Raw genomic sequence first — 14,798 nt, forward strand, 5'->3', positions numbered from 1 at the left:
ACTTATTTAACCCTTCAAGCAAGCGGTTATCCTGCTCGTAAGGTATCAAAGCCCGTATCAATGGTTGATATTGTTTTATTATTTGTTGTTCTGTCGAGGCTGACATGATCTCAGCACATAGTATTAGTTAGCGCTTCACTAATATATAGGATATGTAAAGATGGTCAAGAATTAATCTCAGTGATTGGACTTCTCAGGAAATATGGTCTACGGGGTGCAAATTTGAGGATAAAAGGTAGTAAATGCGGGCAGAAAAAAAGCCGCTGATGCGGCTTTTTACGATTAGTTTACGGCGCTGTCTACCCTTTCCCGTAATTCTTTACCGGGTTTAAAGTGAGGGACGTATTTACCGTCCAGCTTCACAGTATCACCTGTCTTGGGATTACGCCCGACACGTGGTGCACGGTAATGCAGAGAAAAGCTACCAAAACCCCGGATTTCAATACGCTCGCCCTTTTGAAGGGTTTGCGCCATCTGTTCCAGGATTTCCTTTATCGCCAGCTCAAGATCTTTTGCCGGGATATGTCGCGCCTGATCCGCGAGCCGTTCAATTAGTTCCGACTTGGTCATTTAAAACCTCTCTCGTAAAAACGTTATTTTACAGCTACTACGGAGCGGGTGTGGGTTTAGCACACCCGTATTTGCATTATTCGCCTTTAGCAGCTTTAAATGCTTCTGCCATCGCGTTAGCGAAGCCAGCGTCTTCCTGCTGGTTAACTTTGTCGATAGCTTCTTTTTCGTCAGCCTGATCTTTCGCTTTAACAGACAGGTTAACAGTGCGATTCTTACGGTCTACGCCCATAAATTTCGCTTCGATGCTTTCGCCAACGTTAACAACTTCAGAAGCGTCTTCTACGCGGTCACGTGACAAGTCAGCAACGCGGATGTAGCCTTCAACTTCTTCAGCCAGGTTAACAGTAACGCCTTTTGCGTCAACAGCAGTAACTGTACCGTTAACGATAGCACCTTTCTTGTTATCTGTCAGATACTTGTTGAAAGGATCTTCTTCGATTTGCTTAACGCCAAGAGAGATACGCTCACGCTCTGGGTCGACTTGCAGAACAACGGCAGAGATTTCGTCACCTTTTTTGTAGTCACGAACTGCGTCTTCGCCAGTTTTGTTCCAGCTGATGTCAGACAGGTGAACCAGACCGTCGATGCCACCGTCAAGGCCGATGAAGATACCGAAGTCAGTGATTGACTTGATCTTACCTGATACTTTGTCGCCTTTTTCGTGTGACTTCGCGAACTCTTCCCAAGGATTAGCAATGCACTGCTTCAGACCCAGAGAAATACGACGACGTTCTTCGTCGATTTCCAGAACCATAACTTCAACAGTGTCACCTAAGCTAACAACTTTAGATGGGTGGATGTTCTTGTTAGTCCAGTCCATTTCAGAAACGTGTACCAGACCTTCAACGCCGTCTTCGATTTCAACGAAGCAACCGTAGTCTGTCAGGTTAGTTACCTGACCAGAGATCTTAGTACCTTCAGGGTAACGCTGGGAAATGTCATGCCATGGATCGTTGCCCATTTGCTTCATGCCCAGAGAAACACGCTGCTTGTCTTTGTCGAACTTCAGAACTTTAACGTTGATTTCGTCACCAACATTAACGATTTCGCTTGGGTGCTTAACGCGCTTCCAGGCCATATCAGTGATGTGCAGAAGACCGTCTACGCCACCCAGATCAACGAACGCACCGTAATCAGTCAGGTTCTTAACGATACCCTTGATTTCGTGACCTTCTTCCAGGTTAGCCAGCAGAGTTTCACGTTCTGCACTGCTTTCTGCTTCGATAACCGCACGACGTGAAACAACAACGTTGTTACGCTTAGCATCCAGCTTGATTACTTTAAACTCAAGCTCTTTGCCTTCCAGGTGAGTAGTGTCGCGTACTGGACGTACGTCAACCAGAGAACCTGGCAGGAACGCGCGTACACTGTTAACTTCAACAGTGAAACCGCCTTTAACTTTACCGTTGATAACGCCTTTGATAGTGACTTTATCTTCGTAAGCTTTTTCCAGCTCAACCCATGCTTCGTGGCGCTTAGCTTTTTCACGTGACAGGATAGTTTCACCGAAACCATCTTCAACAGCGTCAAGTGCTACGTCTACAGAGTCGCCAACAGCGATTTCTAATTCGCCTTCAGCATTTTTGAATTGATCAGCTGGGATAGCACTTTCTGATTTCAAGCCTGCATCAACAAGAACGATGTCTTTGTCGATAGAAACAACGGTACCTTTTACAATTGAACCAGGGCGTGTTTCCAGTTCTTGTAAGCTTTCTTCAAAAAGTTGTGCAAAATTTTCAGTCATAAGTTCAGTAAATTTTAAAAGTTGACATCCACATTACAGTCCGGCTAACGTGGGGTTGCTAACAAAAGTCGTCACGTCCTGTGTCGACATATCAAAATAATGGAACGAAAAAAAGAGGCTGCGCTTAAATCAGCGAACCTTCGATCTCACAACTTCCATCGCTTTTTCAAACACCTGCGTAATATCCAGGTGAGTAGAATCTATTACTACCGCATCTTCAGCCGGTACCAGAGGGGCAACTGCCCGCTGCGTATCACGTTCATCACGTGCTTTGATATCGGTTAAAAGGCGCGCAATATTAACATCCATGCCCTTCTCTTTCAACTGGGCATATCGCCGTTCAGCTCTGGCTTCAGCGCTGGCTGTTAAAAACAGTTTTACAACCGCATCAGGAAACACCACCGTGCCCATGTCACGGCCGTCAGCAACCAGGCCGGGCGCCTGCTGAAAGGCACGCTGGCGACGCAATAATGCTTCACGGACCCTGGGTAACGCGGCTACCTGTGATGCTACAGCGCCTACCTGTTCAGTGCGGATGTCATCAGTCACATCTTCGCCTTCCAGAATAATGCGGTTAGCTTCGCCGTTTGTTTCAAAGCTGACATCCAGACCGGTTGCCAGCGGCACAACAGAAGCTTCATCATCCACGGGTAAATCGTGGTGTAATGCTGCAACAGCCAGAACGCGGTATATTGCGCCACTATCCAGAAAATGCCATTGAAGTTCTTTTGCAAGTAAACTGCTCAGGGTTCCTTTACCAGCTCCACTTGGTCCGTCAACCGTGACGACGGGGATCAGTTGCATACCTGCTCCACTTGTTAAAAGGTTATTAAATCGCGCGCAATTATACGCACCTTGGCATGATAAGCAATGCTGCCTGTAAGAACAGGCAGCATTGTTTTAACTTAGAAAGCTGTCATTTTCCTGACAGTTAGCGACAAATTAGTGACAAATTGTCGCGAATCGGGTGAAGTAGTCTGGGAAGGTTTTGGCTGTACAGCGCGGATCGTTAATAGTGACCGGCGTATCGCTAAGTGCTACAAGAGAGAAGCACATTGCCACACGGTGATCATTATACGTATCGATTTCAGCATGCTTCAGTGATTTCAAAGGTTGCACGGTAATGTAATCGTGTCCTTCGTCCACTTCGGCGCCCAATTTACGTAACTCAGTAGCCATTGCATGCAGGCGATCCGTTTCTTTAACCCGCCAGTTGTAGATATTACGGATAGACGTCGGCCCTTCAGCAAACAGCGCTGTGGTAGCAATAGTCATGGCTGCATCAGGAATATGATTCATATCCATATCCACACCTTTTAACGGTGCACCGGTGACAGTCACTGACTCATCCGCCCATTCAACTTTCGCTCCCATCGCTTCAAGTACATCAGCAAAACGTACGTCACCCTGGATACTTTTACGACCAATGCCGGTAACTTTCACCGTACCGCCTTTAATTGCAGCAGCAGCCAGGAAGTAAGAGGCCGATGATGCATCACCCTCAACCATGAAACGACCCGGAGAAGTGTAAGTTTGATTTCCCTTAACCTCGAAGCAGGTGTAGTCATTGTTAGTGACGACAATACCGAATTTGGCCATGGTATCCAGCGTAATATCGATATAGGGTTTAGAAACCAGCTCCCCCTTAATTTTTATCAGCGTATCAGAAACGAATAACGGCGCAGCCATTAATATTGCGGTCAGGAACTGACTGGATACGCTTCCATCCACGCTAACTTCTTTTGCCGACAACGGTTTACCGGCAATTTTAAGCGGCGGATAACCGGTATTTTTAAGATATGTGACATCAGCACCGGCTTCCAGCAAGGCATCAACCAGATCGCCGATTGGACGCTCTTCCATACGTGGTTCGCCGGTCAGTGTAACCAGCACATCACTGGCAGCAAGGACAGCACACAACGGGCGCATTGCCGTTCCTGCATTGCCAAGAAATAATTCGGTTTCACCGGCAACGTTGAATTTTCCGCCAATACCGGTAACCGTACATTCAGTCTTATCTTCACTCAGTGTGTAAGTCACACCCAGCTTTTCCAGGGCGACCAGCATGTGGCGGATATCATCACTGTCCAGCAAATTAGTCAGTGTTGTCTCACCTTTTGCCAGCGCTGCAAGTAACAGAGCACGGTTAGATAAACTCTTAGACCCCGGTACGTTGACTTCTCCGTCTACACGGGAAATTGGTTGTAATGTTAACTGCTCCACTGACTCACCCGTTTTGCTTTTCAAATTGCTGCATAAATTCAACCAGTGCCACAACACCTTCAACCGGCATTGCGTTGTAGATACTGGCGCGCATCCCGCCCACAGAGCGGTGCCCTTTCAACGCTTTCAGTCCGGCAGCTTCAGCTTGTTCTAAAAATGCCTGATTCAAGCCGTCATCTGCCAGATGGAAAGGCACATTCATTTTAGAACGGTTGTCAGGATGCACCGGGTTTGAGTAGAAATCACTGTTATCGATAGCACTGTAAAGTAACGCTGCTTTCTCATCGTTGCGTTTTTGCATGGCACTCAGGCCACCATTGTTCTTCAACCATTTGAACACGAGACCCGCCAGATACCATGAGAAAGTGGGCGGTGTGTTATACATTGAATCGTGATTAGCCATCAATTCAAAATCGAAAATGGACGGGGTTTCTTTACGCGCTTTACCGATAAGGTCGTCGCGAACAATTAATACCGATAAACCGGAAGGACCGATATTTTTTTGTGCGCCGGCATAAATAATACCGTGTGCAGCCACATCCAGTGGTTGCGACAAAATACAAGAAGACATATCAGATACCAGCGGTACCTTACCTGCCTCAGGTAACCAGTCAAAAGCAATACCATCAACGGTTTCATTGGGGCAAAAATGCAGGTAAGCCGCATTCTGGTCAACATCGCCGGCATTGACTCTTGCGACTGATTTCAGTCCGTCAATCTCGATGGTTTCACCAATCACTTTGGCATTGTTGTATTTAGATGCCTCAGCAACGGCCCCTTTCGACCAGGAGCCGGTAACCATGTGCAAAGATGTGTCACCGGTTTGAGAGATGTTCAGCGGCACAGAGGCAAACTGTCCTCGGCCGCCACCATGGGCAAAAAGTACTTTGTAATTGTCCGGTACGGCCAGTAAGTCGCGCAGGTCCTGCTCTGCGGTAGCGGCAACTTCAATAAAATCTTTGCCTCGATGGCTGACTTCCATGACAGAACAGCCTGAATCACGCCAGTTCAGAAATTCCGCCTGTGCCTGCTGCATGACCTCTGCAGGTAACATTGCGGGTCCAGCACTGAAGTTAAATACATTACTCATAGATTATTTCAACACCTGTAAACACAACAAGCGGCAAAAGCCGCTTGTTGAATAAGAGTTAAAACGCGCTGCAGTTAACAGCGCGCCGGCTTATTCTTCTGTCGTTGGCTTATCGCTGTCTGAGACAGCGGCATCATTGTTAGCAGATGCTTCTTCAGCGGTGTTTACCCCGCCTTCTTCCAGTTCAAGTTCTTCGTCGATCACTTCTTCGATACGTTGAAGACCTACTACTTTCTCATCATCAGCAGTTCTGATCAGACGTACACCCTGGGTGTTACGGCCAACCGTAGACACTTCACCGACACGGGTACGTACCAGTGTGCCCATGTTGCTGATAAGCATGATTTCGTCGGTTTCATCAACCTGTACAGCGCCGACAACTTTACCGTTACGTTCTGACACTTTGATAGACACCACGCCCTGAGTCGCACGACTCTTAGCCGGGTAATCTTCAAGGGGCGTACGTTTACCATAACCGTTTTCAGTTGCAGTAAGGATGGCGCCGTCACCACGGGGAACAATCAGAGATACCACACGCTGACCTTCCTGCAGTTTAATACCGCGAACACCCGTTGCCGTTCTGCCCATAGGACGCAGAGCCTGCAACTCTTCACCGGTTTCCGGATCACGTTTTACTTCACCTGTTTCTGAGTCGCGCAGTTTTTCGTTAAAACGAACCACTTTACCTTCGTCAGAGAACAGCATGATGTCGTCATCACCGTGGGTGATTGATACGCCAATCAGTTCATCGCCTTCATTAAGGTTAACGGCAATAATACCACTGGAGCGCGGTCTGGAGTACAGACTCAAATCAGTCTTTTTCACCGTACCGTTGGCTGTCGCCATGAGTACAAACTTGCCTTCTTCAAATTCTTTGATAGGCAGAATGGCAGTGATCCGCTCGTCATTTTCCAGCGGCAGAATATTCACAATCGGTTTACCACGGGCGTTCCGGCTGGCAAATGGTAACTGATAAACCTTCAACCAGTACAGACGGCCACGGGTAGAGAAACACAGGATGTGGTCGTGGGTATTCGCAACCAGCAGACGCTCAATGAAATCTTCATCTTTCATCTTCGTCGCTGACTTACCTTTACCACCACGACGCTGTGCTTCATATTCAGTCAGTTTCTGATATTTCACATAGCCTTCACGGGACAGCGTCACAACAACGTCTTCCTGCTCAATCAAATCTTCAATATCAATGTCATGACTTGCAGCCGTGATCTCTGTGCGACGTTCATCACCAAACTCATCACGAACTTTTTCGAGCTCTTCGCGAATCACTTCCATCAGACGCTCAGGGCTACGCAGAATGTGCAGCAATTCAGCGATGATAGCGAGTAACTCTTTGTACTCATCAAGGATCTTTTCGTGCTCAAGACCAGTCAGTTTGTGAAGACGCAGATCAAGGATGGCCTGTGCCTGTTGTTCTGTCAGGTAGTACTTGCCGTCACGGATACCAAATTCCGGCGTCAGCCAGTCCGGACGGGCTGCATCATCACCGGCACGCTCAAGCATGTCAGCAACATCACCCAGGTTCCAGCCCTGCGCAACCAAAGCTTTCTTTGCTTCAGACGGACTCGGCGAAGCTTTGATAAGCTCAATGATAGGATCGATATTGGTCAGTGCGATGGCAAGACCTTCAAGGATATGGGCACGGTCCCGCGCTTTACGCAGTTCATATACCGTACGGCGGGTAACCACTTCACGACGGTGAAGGATAAACGCCTCTAGCATTTCCTTGAGATTAAATACTTTAGGCTGACCGTTATCCAGTGCCACCATATTAATACCGAATACTGTTTGTAGCTGGGTATTGGCATACAGGTGGTTAAGCAGTACTTCCGCCGACTCGTTGCGTTTTACTTCAACAACAATGCGCATACCGTCTTTGTCAGACTCATCACGCAGGGCAGAAATACCTTCGATACGTTTTTCTTTTACCAGTTCAGCGATCTTTTCAATCAGACGGGCTTTGTTTACCTGATAAGGGATCTCATTAACAATGATGGTTTCTTTACCATTACTGTCGGTTTCTATTTCTGCTTTGGCACGCAGATAGATTTTGCCACGACCGGTACGGTAAGCATCATCAATACCCTTACGACCACTGATCATCGCCGCAGTAGGGAAATCCGGACCCGGAATATGCTGCATCAGCTCTTCAATGGTAACGGCAGGATTCTCTATCATTGCGATACAGCCGTTGACCACTTCAGTGAGGTTGTGGGGCGGAATGTTTGTTGCCATACCAACGGCAATACCGGAGGAGCCGTTTACCAGCAGGTTTGGTACCTTAGTAGGTAAAACCTCAGGAATTTGCTCTGTACCGTCATAGTTAGGTACGAAATCTACGGTTTCTTTATCAAGATCCGCCAGTAACTCATGGGCAATTTTAGCCATACGTACTTCGGTATAACGCATTGCCGCGGCAGAGTCGCCGTCTACAGAACCGAAGTTCCCCTGCCCGTCTACCAGCATGTAGCGTAAAGAGAATGGCTGCGCCATACGTACGATGGTGTCGTACACCGCACTGTCACCATGAGGGTGATATTTACCGATAACATCACCCACCACACGGGCAGATTTCTTATACGGTTTATTGAAGTCGTTTTTGAGTTCGTTCATCGCGAAGAGTACGCGGCGGTGAACCGGCTTGAGGCCGTCCCTTACGTCAGGCAATGCTCGCCCGACAATAACGCTCATCGCATAATCAAGGTAGGAGTTTTTAAGCTCTTCCTCGATATTTATGGGGAGAATTTCTTTAGCGTTATCAGTCATAAACTGCTATGTCCCTTGATTCAAGTTCAAGCGTATCCAATGTCACGCACTTTTAAATGCAGCTAAGAACAGCGCTTTCTTATTATGGGTTTTACAAGTAATCATTGAGTGTATCACCGGATGACAGATTTATGTAGCGCTTAATACCCGCAAATGGGGCTGTTATTACCAACCGATTACTTTTCACGCAATTAATCCACTTTAATACACAAATCGTCCCTTTTACTGCTTTGATCATGTATCGTATTTATCAAAATCAATCTCCTCTATCTGATAATACGAGCACCAGTATGTCGAATGTCGATGAACAAGAAATTGCCAAATTCAGTGAACTGGCCTCCCGTTGGTGGGATACCGAAAGTGAATTCAAACCCCTGCACTTAATCAACCCGTTAAGACTTGATTTTGTGCAGCAGCACTGTGATGGTCTGTTTGAAAAGAAAGTGCTGGATATTGGTTGTGGCGGCGGCATTCTTGCAGAATCCATGGCTAAACTGGGTGCTGATGTTACCGGTATTGATTTGGCGTCTGCTTCTTTAGAGGTTGCTAAACTTCATGGTCTCGAATCCGGTGTAAAAGTCGATTATCAGTGTGTTTCTGCAGAAGACTTTGCAGAACAAAGACCCGGAGAGTTCGATGTGGTGACGTGTATGGAAATGCTCGAGCACGTTCCCGATCCGGCATCGATCATCGCTGCCTGCGCCAGGCTGGTTAAGCCCGGTGGTCATGTATTTCTGTCTACTTTAAACAGAAATGTGAAATCCTGGCTGATGGGCATCGTTGGTGCCGAATATATCCTCAAGCTGGTACCAAAAGGCACGCATCAGCATGCCCGTTTCATTAAGCCTTCAGAATTAATGGCAATGACCGATAAGGTTGATCTGTTTGCCAGAAACACCACAGGTCTGCATATGGATCCGCTAAGCCGCCAGTTCTACTTATCGGACAAAAACATCGATGTGAACTATATCGTCCATACGCAAAAAAGCCTACAGTAAACACTATATATAGTATTTAAGAATAAATATTACGCTATATGTCGTATTTGTAACCAACCCGCTTTGAGCGATTAAAACTTTTTAACCGGCGATCAAAAAAAGTAAAAAATGGTTGCATCTGTCTGATTTGGCTTAATCATGCCGCTCATAGGTGAGTTACCACTAACCTTTTTCAGGCACCGTTTTGATCGCTGGATAAACCACCAGATATTGGGTTGCAAAACCACGCAAACCTCACTATCTTGTGTCTTGTCCGACGGGTGTTTTAGAACAATAAAGTAGTACAAAAACACGGGATCCCGCCAGGCAGTAAGGGATCTCTGCTGGATCAAGCTTTCAAGGCTTAGCAAATTCAATTTTATAAAGATGAAAAGGGTGCCAACCCTTGCTTCATGCGCTAACAAACTAACGGCCAGTACAAATGAACAACAACTTGTATGTCACTAAACGCAATGGCGAAAAAGAAGTCATTGAGTTAGATAAGATCCATAAAGTGATCACGTGGGCAGCAGAAGGGTTAAATAACGTTTCTGTTTCTCAGGTAGAAATCAAAGCTCAGATCCAATTTTACGATGGTATAAAGACCGGCGAAATCCACGAGACATTGATCAAGTCTGCAGCCGATCTTATTTCAACAGATGCGCCTGATTATCAGTATCTTGCAGCCCGTCTGGCTATCTTCCACCTGCGTAAAAAAGCATATGGACAGTTTGAGCCGCCTAAATTGTTTGATCATGTTAAAAAGATGGTTGAACAGGGTAAGTATGACGAGCACCTGTTGTCTGACTACACCCAGGCTGAATTTGAGGCGATGGATGATTTCATCGATCACTGGCGTGATATGACCTTCAGTTATGCTGCTGTTAAGCAGCTTGAAGGTAAGTATCTGGTACAAAACCGTGTTACCGGCGACATCTATGAAAGTGCCCAGTTCCTGTATGTTCTGGTAGCCGCCTGCCTGTTCGCTGACTACCCGAAAGAAACCCGTCTTGATTATGTCCGCCGTTTTTACGATGCAACATCGACATTCAAGATTTCTCTGCCTACACCGATTATGTCCGGTGTGCGCACCCCTACCCGTCAGTTCAGCTCATGCGTACTGATTGAAACCGGTGATAGTCTGGATTCTATCAACGCCACCGCCAGCGCCATCGTAAAATACGTGAGTCAGCGTGCCGGTATTGGTGTAAACGCTGGTCGCATTCGTGCACTGGGTAGTCCAATCCGTGGTGGTGAAGCTTTCCACACAGGTTGTATTCCTTTCTACAAGTACTTCCAGACTGCGGTAAAAAGCTGCTCTCAGGGCGGTGTTCGTGGTGGTGCAGCGACGTTGTTCTACCCGCTATGGCACATGGAAGTTGAATCACTGCTGGTATTGAAAAATAACCGTGGTGTTGAAGAAAACCGCGTACGTCATCTCGACTACGGCGTGCAATTCAACAAGCTGATGTATCAGCGTATGATGAAAGACGGCTACATCACACTGTTCAGCCCGTCTGATGTACCCGGTCTGTACGATGCTTTCTTTGCTGATCAGAACAAGTTCGAAGAGCTGTATGTGAAATATGAACAGGATGACTCCATTCGTAAGAAGCAAATTAAAGCCATGGAACTGTTCAGTTTGTTTATGCAGGAGCGTGCTTCAACCGGCCGTATCTACCTGCAAAACGTTGACCACTGTAATACTCACAGCCCGTTTGACCCGGCTATTGCCCCTGTCCGTCAGAGCAACCTGTGTCTTGAAATCGCGCTGCCGACCAAGCCGTTGGAGCACGTAAACGACGAAAACGGCGAAATCGCACTGTGTACGCTGTCAGCATTTAACTTAGGCGCGATTAAATCTCTGGATGAATTCGAAGAATTATCCGACCTTGCTGTGCGTGCACTGGACAGCCTGCTCGACTATCAGGATTACCCTGTTCCGGCGGCATACCATGCCACTATGAATCGTCGTACGCTGGGTATAGGTGTTATCAACTTCGCTTATTATCTTGCGAAGAACGGCGTGAAGTACTCTGACTTCAGCGCAAACCCGCTTATTCACCGTACGTTTGAAGCGATGCAGTATCATTTATTGAAAGCGTCTGTGAATCTGGCAAAAGAGAAAGGTGCGTGTCCTAAATTTAATGAGACCACCTACTCTAAAGGTATTCTGCCTATCGATACCTACAAAAAAGATTTGGACGCCATTTGTAATGAACCCTTACACATGGACTGGGAAGGCCTGCGCGCTGAAATGATGGAGCACGGACTACGTAATTCTACGCTGTCTGCGCTGATGCCGTCTGAAACGTCTTCGCAGATTTCCAATGCAACCAATGGTATCGAGCCGCCCCGTGGTCATATCAGCATTAAATCCAGTAAAGATGGTGTACTGAAGCAAGTTGTTCCTGAATATGAAAATCTGAAAGATGCCTATGAACTGCTGTGGGATATTCCGTCCAATGACGGTTACCTGCAACTGGTTGGTATTATGCAGAAATTCATTGACCAGACTATTTCTGCTAACACCAGTTACGATCCGGGCAAATATGAAAGCGGTAAGGTACCGATGAAGTTGCTGCTCAAAGATCTGCTGACCTCTTACAAGCTGGGTGTGAAAACACTGTATTATCATAACACCCGTGACGGCAACACCGACACCAGCTCAATGGAAGTCAAACAAGGCCAGGCGAAACCTCAAGCACAGGCGCAAACCGCTGTGATTGAAGAAGACGACGACTGTGCCGGCGGTGCATGTAAAATTTAACGATAAACCAGGGCTTGCCCTGGTTTCTTCCGTTTTTAACTGATAAATCTGTTCTGAGTACTATCGCAGTTATGAAATACACAACGTTTAATCAACAAAGCGTCAATCCTCTCGTCGAGCCTATGTTTTTCGGTAACCCTGTTAACGTAGCCCGTTACGATCAGCAGAAGCACAGCATTTTCGAAAAACTCATTGAAAAACAAATCAGTTTCTTCTGGCGACCGGAAGAAGTTGACGTTACGCGTGACCGTGTAGACTTCCAGAAACTCACAGAGCCTGAGCAGCATATTTTTATTTCCAACCTGAAATATCAAACTTTGCTGGATTCCGTTCAGGGCCGCAGTCCGAATATTGCATTCCTGCCCATCGTGTCATTACCGGAGCTGGAAACCTGGATTGAAACCTGGTCTTTCTTTGAGACGATTCACTCCCGTTCTTACACTCATATTCTTCGTAACCTGTTTTCCGATCCGAGTGCAATTTTTGAAGACATCGTGGTTAACGAGCAAATCAAGCGCCGTGCTGCTGATATTTCTAAATACTACGATGATCTGATTTTCCACACACAGTTGTGGCAGACACAAGGTGAAGGCGTTCATACCGTCGACGGCGAAGTGTACGAAGTGAACATGCGTGTTCTAAAGAAGAAAATGTACTTGTGCATGAATTCAGTTAATGCCCTGGAAGCGGTTCGCTTCTATGTGTCCTTTGCCTGCACCTTCGCGTTTGCTGAGCGTGAGCTGATGGAAGGTAACGCAAAAATTATCCGTCTGATTGCCCGTGATGAAAACCTGCACCTGTCCTCTACTCAGCACGTGCTGAACCTGTGGGCCAGAGGCAAGGACGATCCTGAGATGGCAGAAATCGCTGCAGAGTGCCATGAAGAGGCACGCCAGATCTTCATCAGCGCTGTTGAGCAGGAGAAGGAATGGGCTGATTACCTGTTCAAGAACGGCTCAATGATCGGTATGAATAAGGAAATTCTGTGTCAGTACGTGGAATACATCGCGAATCAGCGTATGACCGCTATTGGCTTTGACGCACCATACGAAGTGAAAAGTAATCCACTGCCGTGGATGAACAACTACCTGAACTCAGATAATGTACAGGTTGCGCCTCAGGAATCAGAGATCAGTTCCTATCTGGTTGGTCAGATTGACTCTTCAGTCAGCGAAGATGACTTCGCCGATTTTGAATTGTAATTCCTACCTTCCCCGTTAATGGGAAAACCTGAATCCACACTTCGTATCGATATTGTCGATACGGGGTGTGTTGATGCCGTACCGGATAAAACACTGCTGGAATCTTTAGAATCCGCAGGTGTCGCTTGTCATTATCATTGCCGCGACGGATTCTGCGGAGCCTGCCGGACTAAATTGATAGAAGGGTCGGTGGAATATACCACAGACCCCCTCGCCTTTATTGACGACGATGAAATACTGCCCTGTTGCTGTAAGCCGGTAACAAACATCAAAATAGATGTTCCGCTTTAACTTACCTGACTTAACGCATTATCAGGAATGAATCTTTAGCAATCCTTATCTTCCAGATCCATTTTATCTTTCATTTTTTCACAGCCGTCTTCAATAGCATTACCGGCATCGTCGGCCCACTCTTCAGCTTTATCTTTGGCACCGTCTGTCCAGTCTTCCGCCTTATCTGCTGCATCTTCAGCAAATTCCTCTGTCTTATCTGCCAGATCAGATGCTGCATTTTTTGCATCATCAAATGCACTGCTGGCGGCACTTTTTGCTTTAGTCATTGAGTCTTCAGCCTGTTCCTGTTTTTCTTCGCTACATGCGCCAAGAACGCAGGTAAACAGACCAATGCATAGTAATGATGAGAGTTGTTTTGTCATTTTCATATGTCTTTCCTTTTACGCAGTTGAGTGTGTACTGATGTTAATCCTGTGGGCAATCAATACCTGCAGGACTGGTTAAAAATAACACAATATTACAAGGTAACAACAGCCACCTGACTTTTATGGCTACTGAACCGTATGCTGTCAGTGCTTATCGGCACGGCTCTGAAACTTACGTTCTTCGGTGTTGATTTTGATCCACTCGCCGGTACTGATGTACTCCGGCACCTGAACAACCAGACCGGTAGACAGAGTAGCGGGTTTGGTACGGGACGTCGCAGAGGCTCCCTTAATGGAAGGGTCCGTTTCTACCACTTCCAGTTCAACACTCATGGGTAAATCAAGCGCTACCGGCACTTCGCTTACAACCAGAACCTGAATACCGTCAGTTTCTTCGTTAATGAACAAAGCTTCATCAGCAATACTGTCTTTATTCAGATGGTAAGGTGTGTAATCTTCTTTATCCATGAATACATATTCATCGCCGTCGATGTAAGAGAACATTGCTGGACGGCGCACTAAATCAGCCATTTCCAGCATGTCAGAATCCTTAAATGTTTCATCATATTTTGCACCGCTTACCACATCGTACATACGCATACGATAAATGCTGCCGCCTGCACGGCCCTGTGGTACAGAACGGTCAATATCTCTGACAATACATGTCTTACCGTCAAAAATGATGGTGTTATTCTTTTTAATTTCACTTGCCTTAGGCATGGCGGTTCCCTGTATTAGTAAATCAGACCAACAGGCCCGATCAGGAGTGGAAAGCC

12 protein-coding genes are annotated in these 14,798 nt (G+C 46.7%); 4 read left to right on the forward strand and 8 right to left on the reverse strand.

All coding sequences use genetic code 11. The annotated features are described in order from the left end of the window. Positions 1 to 282: 282 nt before the first annotated feature. The 6 genes from ihfB to gyrA form a co-directional block, all read right to left on the reverse strand. Complete coding sequence (ihfB, locus tag ACXAGC_RS09850; RefSeq protein WP_119501429.1) at positions 283 to 570, reverse strand: integration host factor subunit beta; 288 nt, start codon at positions 568 to 570, stop codon at positions 283 to 285. A gap of 76 nt (positions 571 to 646) precedes the next feature. Further along, the gene (gene rpsA, locus ACXAGC_RS09855) at positions 647 to 2,317 is read right to left on the reverse strand and encodes a 30S ribosomal protein S1 (protein ID WP_119501430.1); all 1,671 of its coding nucleotides are present in this window, start codon (positions 2,315 to 2,317) and stop codon (positions 647 to 649) included. A 129-nt stretch (positions 2,318 to 2,446) separates the two neighbouring features. Further along, on the reverse strand, positions 2,447 to 3,121 hold the full coding sequence (gene cmk, locus ACXAGC_RS09860) for a (d)CMP kinase (RefSeq protein ID WP_119501431.1): 675 nt from the start codon (positions 3,119 to 3,121) through the stop codon (positions 2,447 to 2,449). A 138-nt stretch (positions 3,122 to 3,259) separates the two neighbouring features. Further along, positions 3,260 to 4,540: a 3-phosphoshikimate 1-carboxyvinyltransferase gene (gene aroA / locus ACXAGC_RS09865; protein ID WP_474844243.1), complete on the reverse strand. Its 1,281-nt coding sequence runs from the start codon at positions 4,538 to 4,540 to the stop codon at positions 3,260 to 3,262. 4 nt (positions 4,541 to 4,544) lie between these two features. Further along, complete coding sequence (gene serC / locus ACXAGC_RS09870; protein ID WP_474844244.1) at positions 4,545 to 5,630, reverse strand: 3-phosphoserine/phosphohydroxythreonine transaminase; 1,086 nt, start codon at positions 5,628 to 5,630, stop codon at positions 4,545 to 4,547. A gap of 90 nt (positions 5,631 to 5,720) precedes the next feature. Then, on the reverse strand, positions 5,721 to 8,414 hold the full coding sequence (gyrA, locus tag ACXAGC_RS09875; protein ID WP_474844245.1) for a DNA topoisomerase (ATP-hydrolyzing) subunit A: 2,694 nt from the start codon (positions 8,412 to 8,414) through the stop codon (positions 5,721 to 5,723). 290 nt (positions 8,415 to 8,704) lie between these two features. Between gyrA and ubiG the strand changes: the two genes are divergently transcribed. The 4 genes from ubiG to yfaE all read left to right on the forward strand — a co-directional run bounded on the left by ubiG (position 8,705) and on the right by yfaE (position 13,654). Continuing rightward, on the forward strand, positions 8,705 to 9,412 hold the full coding sequence (ubiG, locus tag ACXAGC_RS09880) for a bifunctional 2-polyprenyl-6-hydroxyphenol methylase/3-demethylubiquinol 3-O-methyltransferase UbiG (RefSeq protein WP_474844246.1): 708 nt from the start codon (positions 8,705 to 8,707) through the stop codon (positions 9,410 to 9,412). Positions 9,413 to 9,833: 421 nt separating this feature from the next. Continuing rightward, a complete protein-coding gene (nrdA, locus tag ACXAGC_RS09885; protein ID WP_474844247.1) occupies positions 9,834 to 12,161 on the forward strand; it encodes a class 1a ribonucleoside-diphosphate reductase subunit alpha in 2,328 nt (775 codons plus the stop codon). A 71-nt stretch (positions 12,162 to 12,232) separates the two neighbouring features. Then, positions 12,233 to 13,363, forward strand: a complete 1,131-nt coding sequence (gene nrdB / locus ACXAGC_RS09890) for a class Ia ribonucleoside-diphosphate reductase subunit beta (protein WP_474844248.1) — start codon at positions 12,233 to 12,235, stop codon at positions 13,361 to 13,363. Positions 13,364 to 13,381: 18 nt separating this feature from the next. Continuing rightward, a complete protein-coding gene (yfaE, locus tag ACXAGC_RS09895; RefSeq protein WP_303574717.1) occupies positions 13,382 to 13,654 on the forward strand; it encodes a class I ribonucleotide reductase maintenance protein YfaE in 273 nt (90 codons plus the stop codon). 35 nt (positions 13,655 to 13,689) lie between these two features. Here yfaE and ACXAGC_RS09900 read toward each other — a convergent pair whose 3' ends face one another. Beyond that, positions 13,690 to 14,019, reverse strand: a complete 330-nt coding sequence (locus tag ACXAGC_RS09900) for a hypothetical protein (RefSeq protein ID WP_474844249.1) — start codon at positions 14,017 to 14,019, stop codon at positions 13,690 to 13,692. 147 nt (positions 14,020 to 14,166) lie between these two features. Beyond that, positions 14,167 to 14,742 (reverse strand): elongation factor P-like protein EfpL, encoded by a 576-nt coding sequence (efpL, locus tag ACXAGC_RS09905; protein WP_119501438.1) that lies wholly within the window; start codon positions 14,740 to 14,742, stop codon positions 14,167 to 14,169. Between the last annotated feature and the right edge of the window lie 56 nt (positions 14,743 to 14,798).

This window comes from Alteromonas sp. AWJ4_197 (assembly GCF_056160285.1).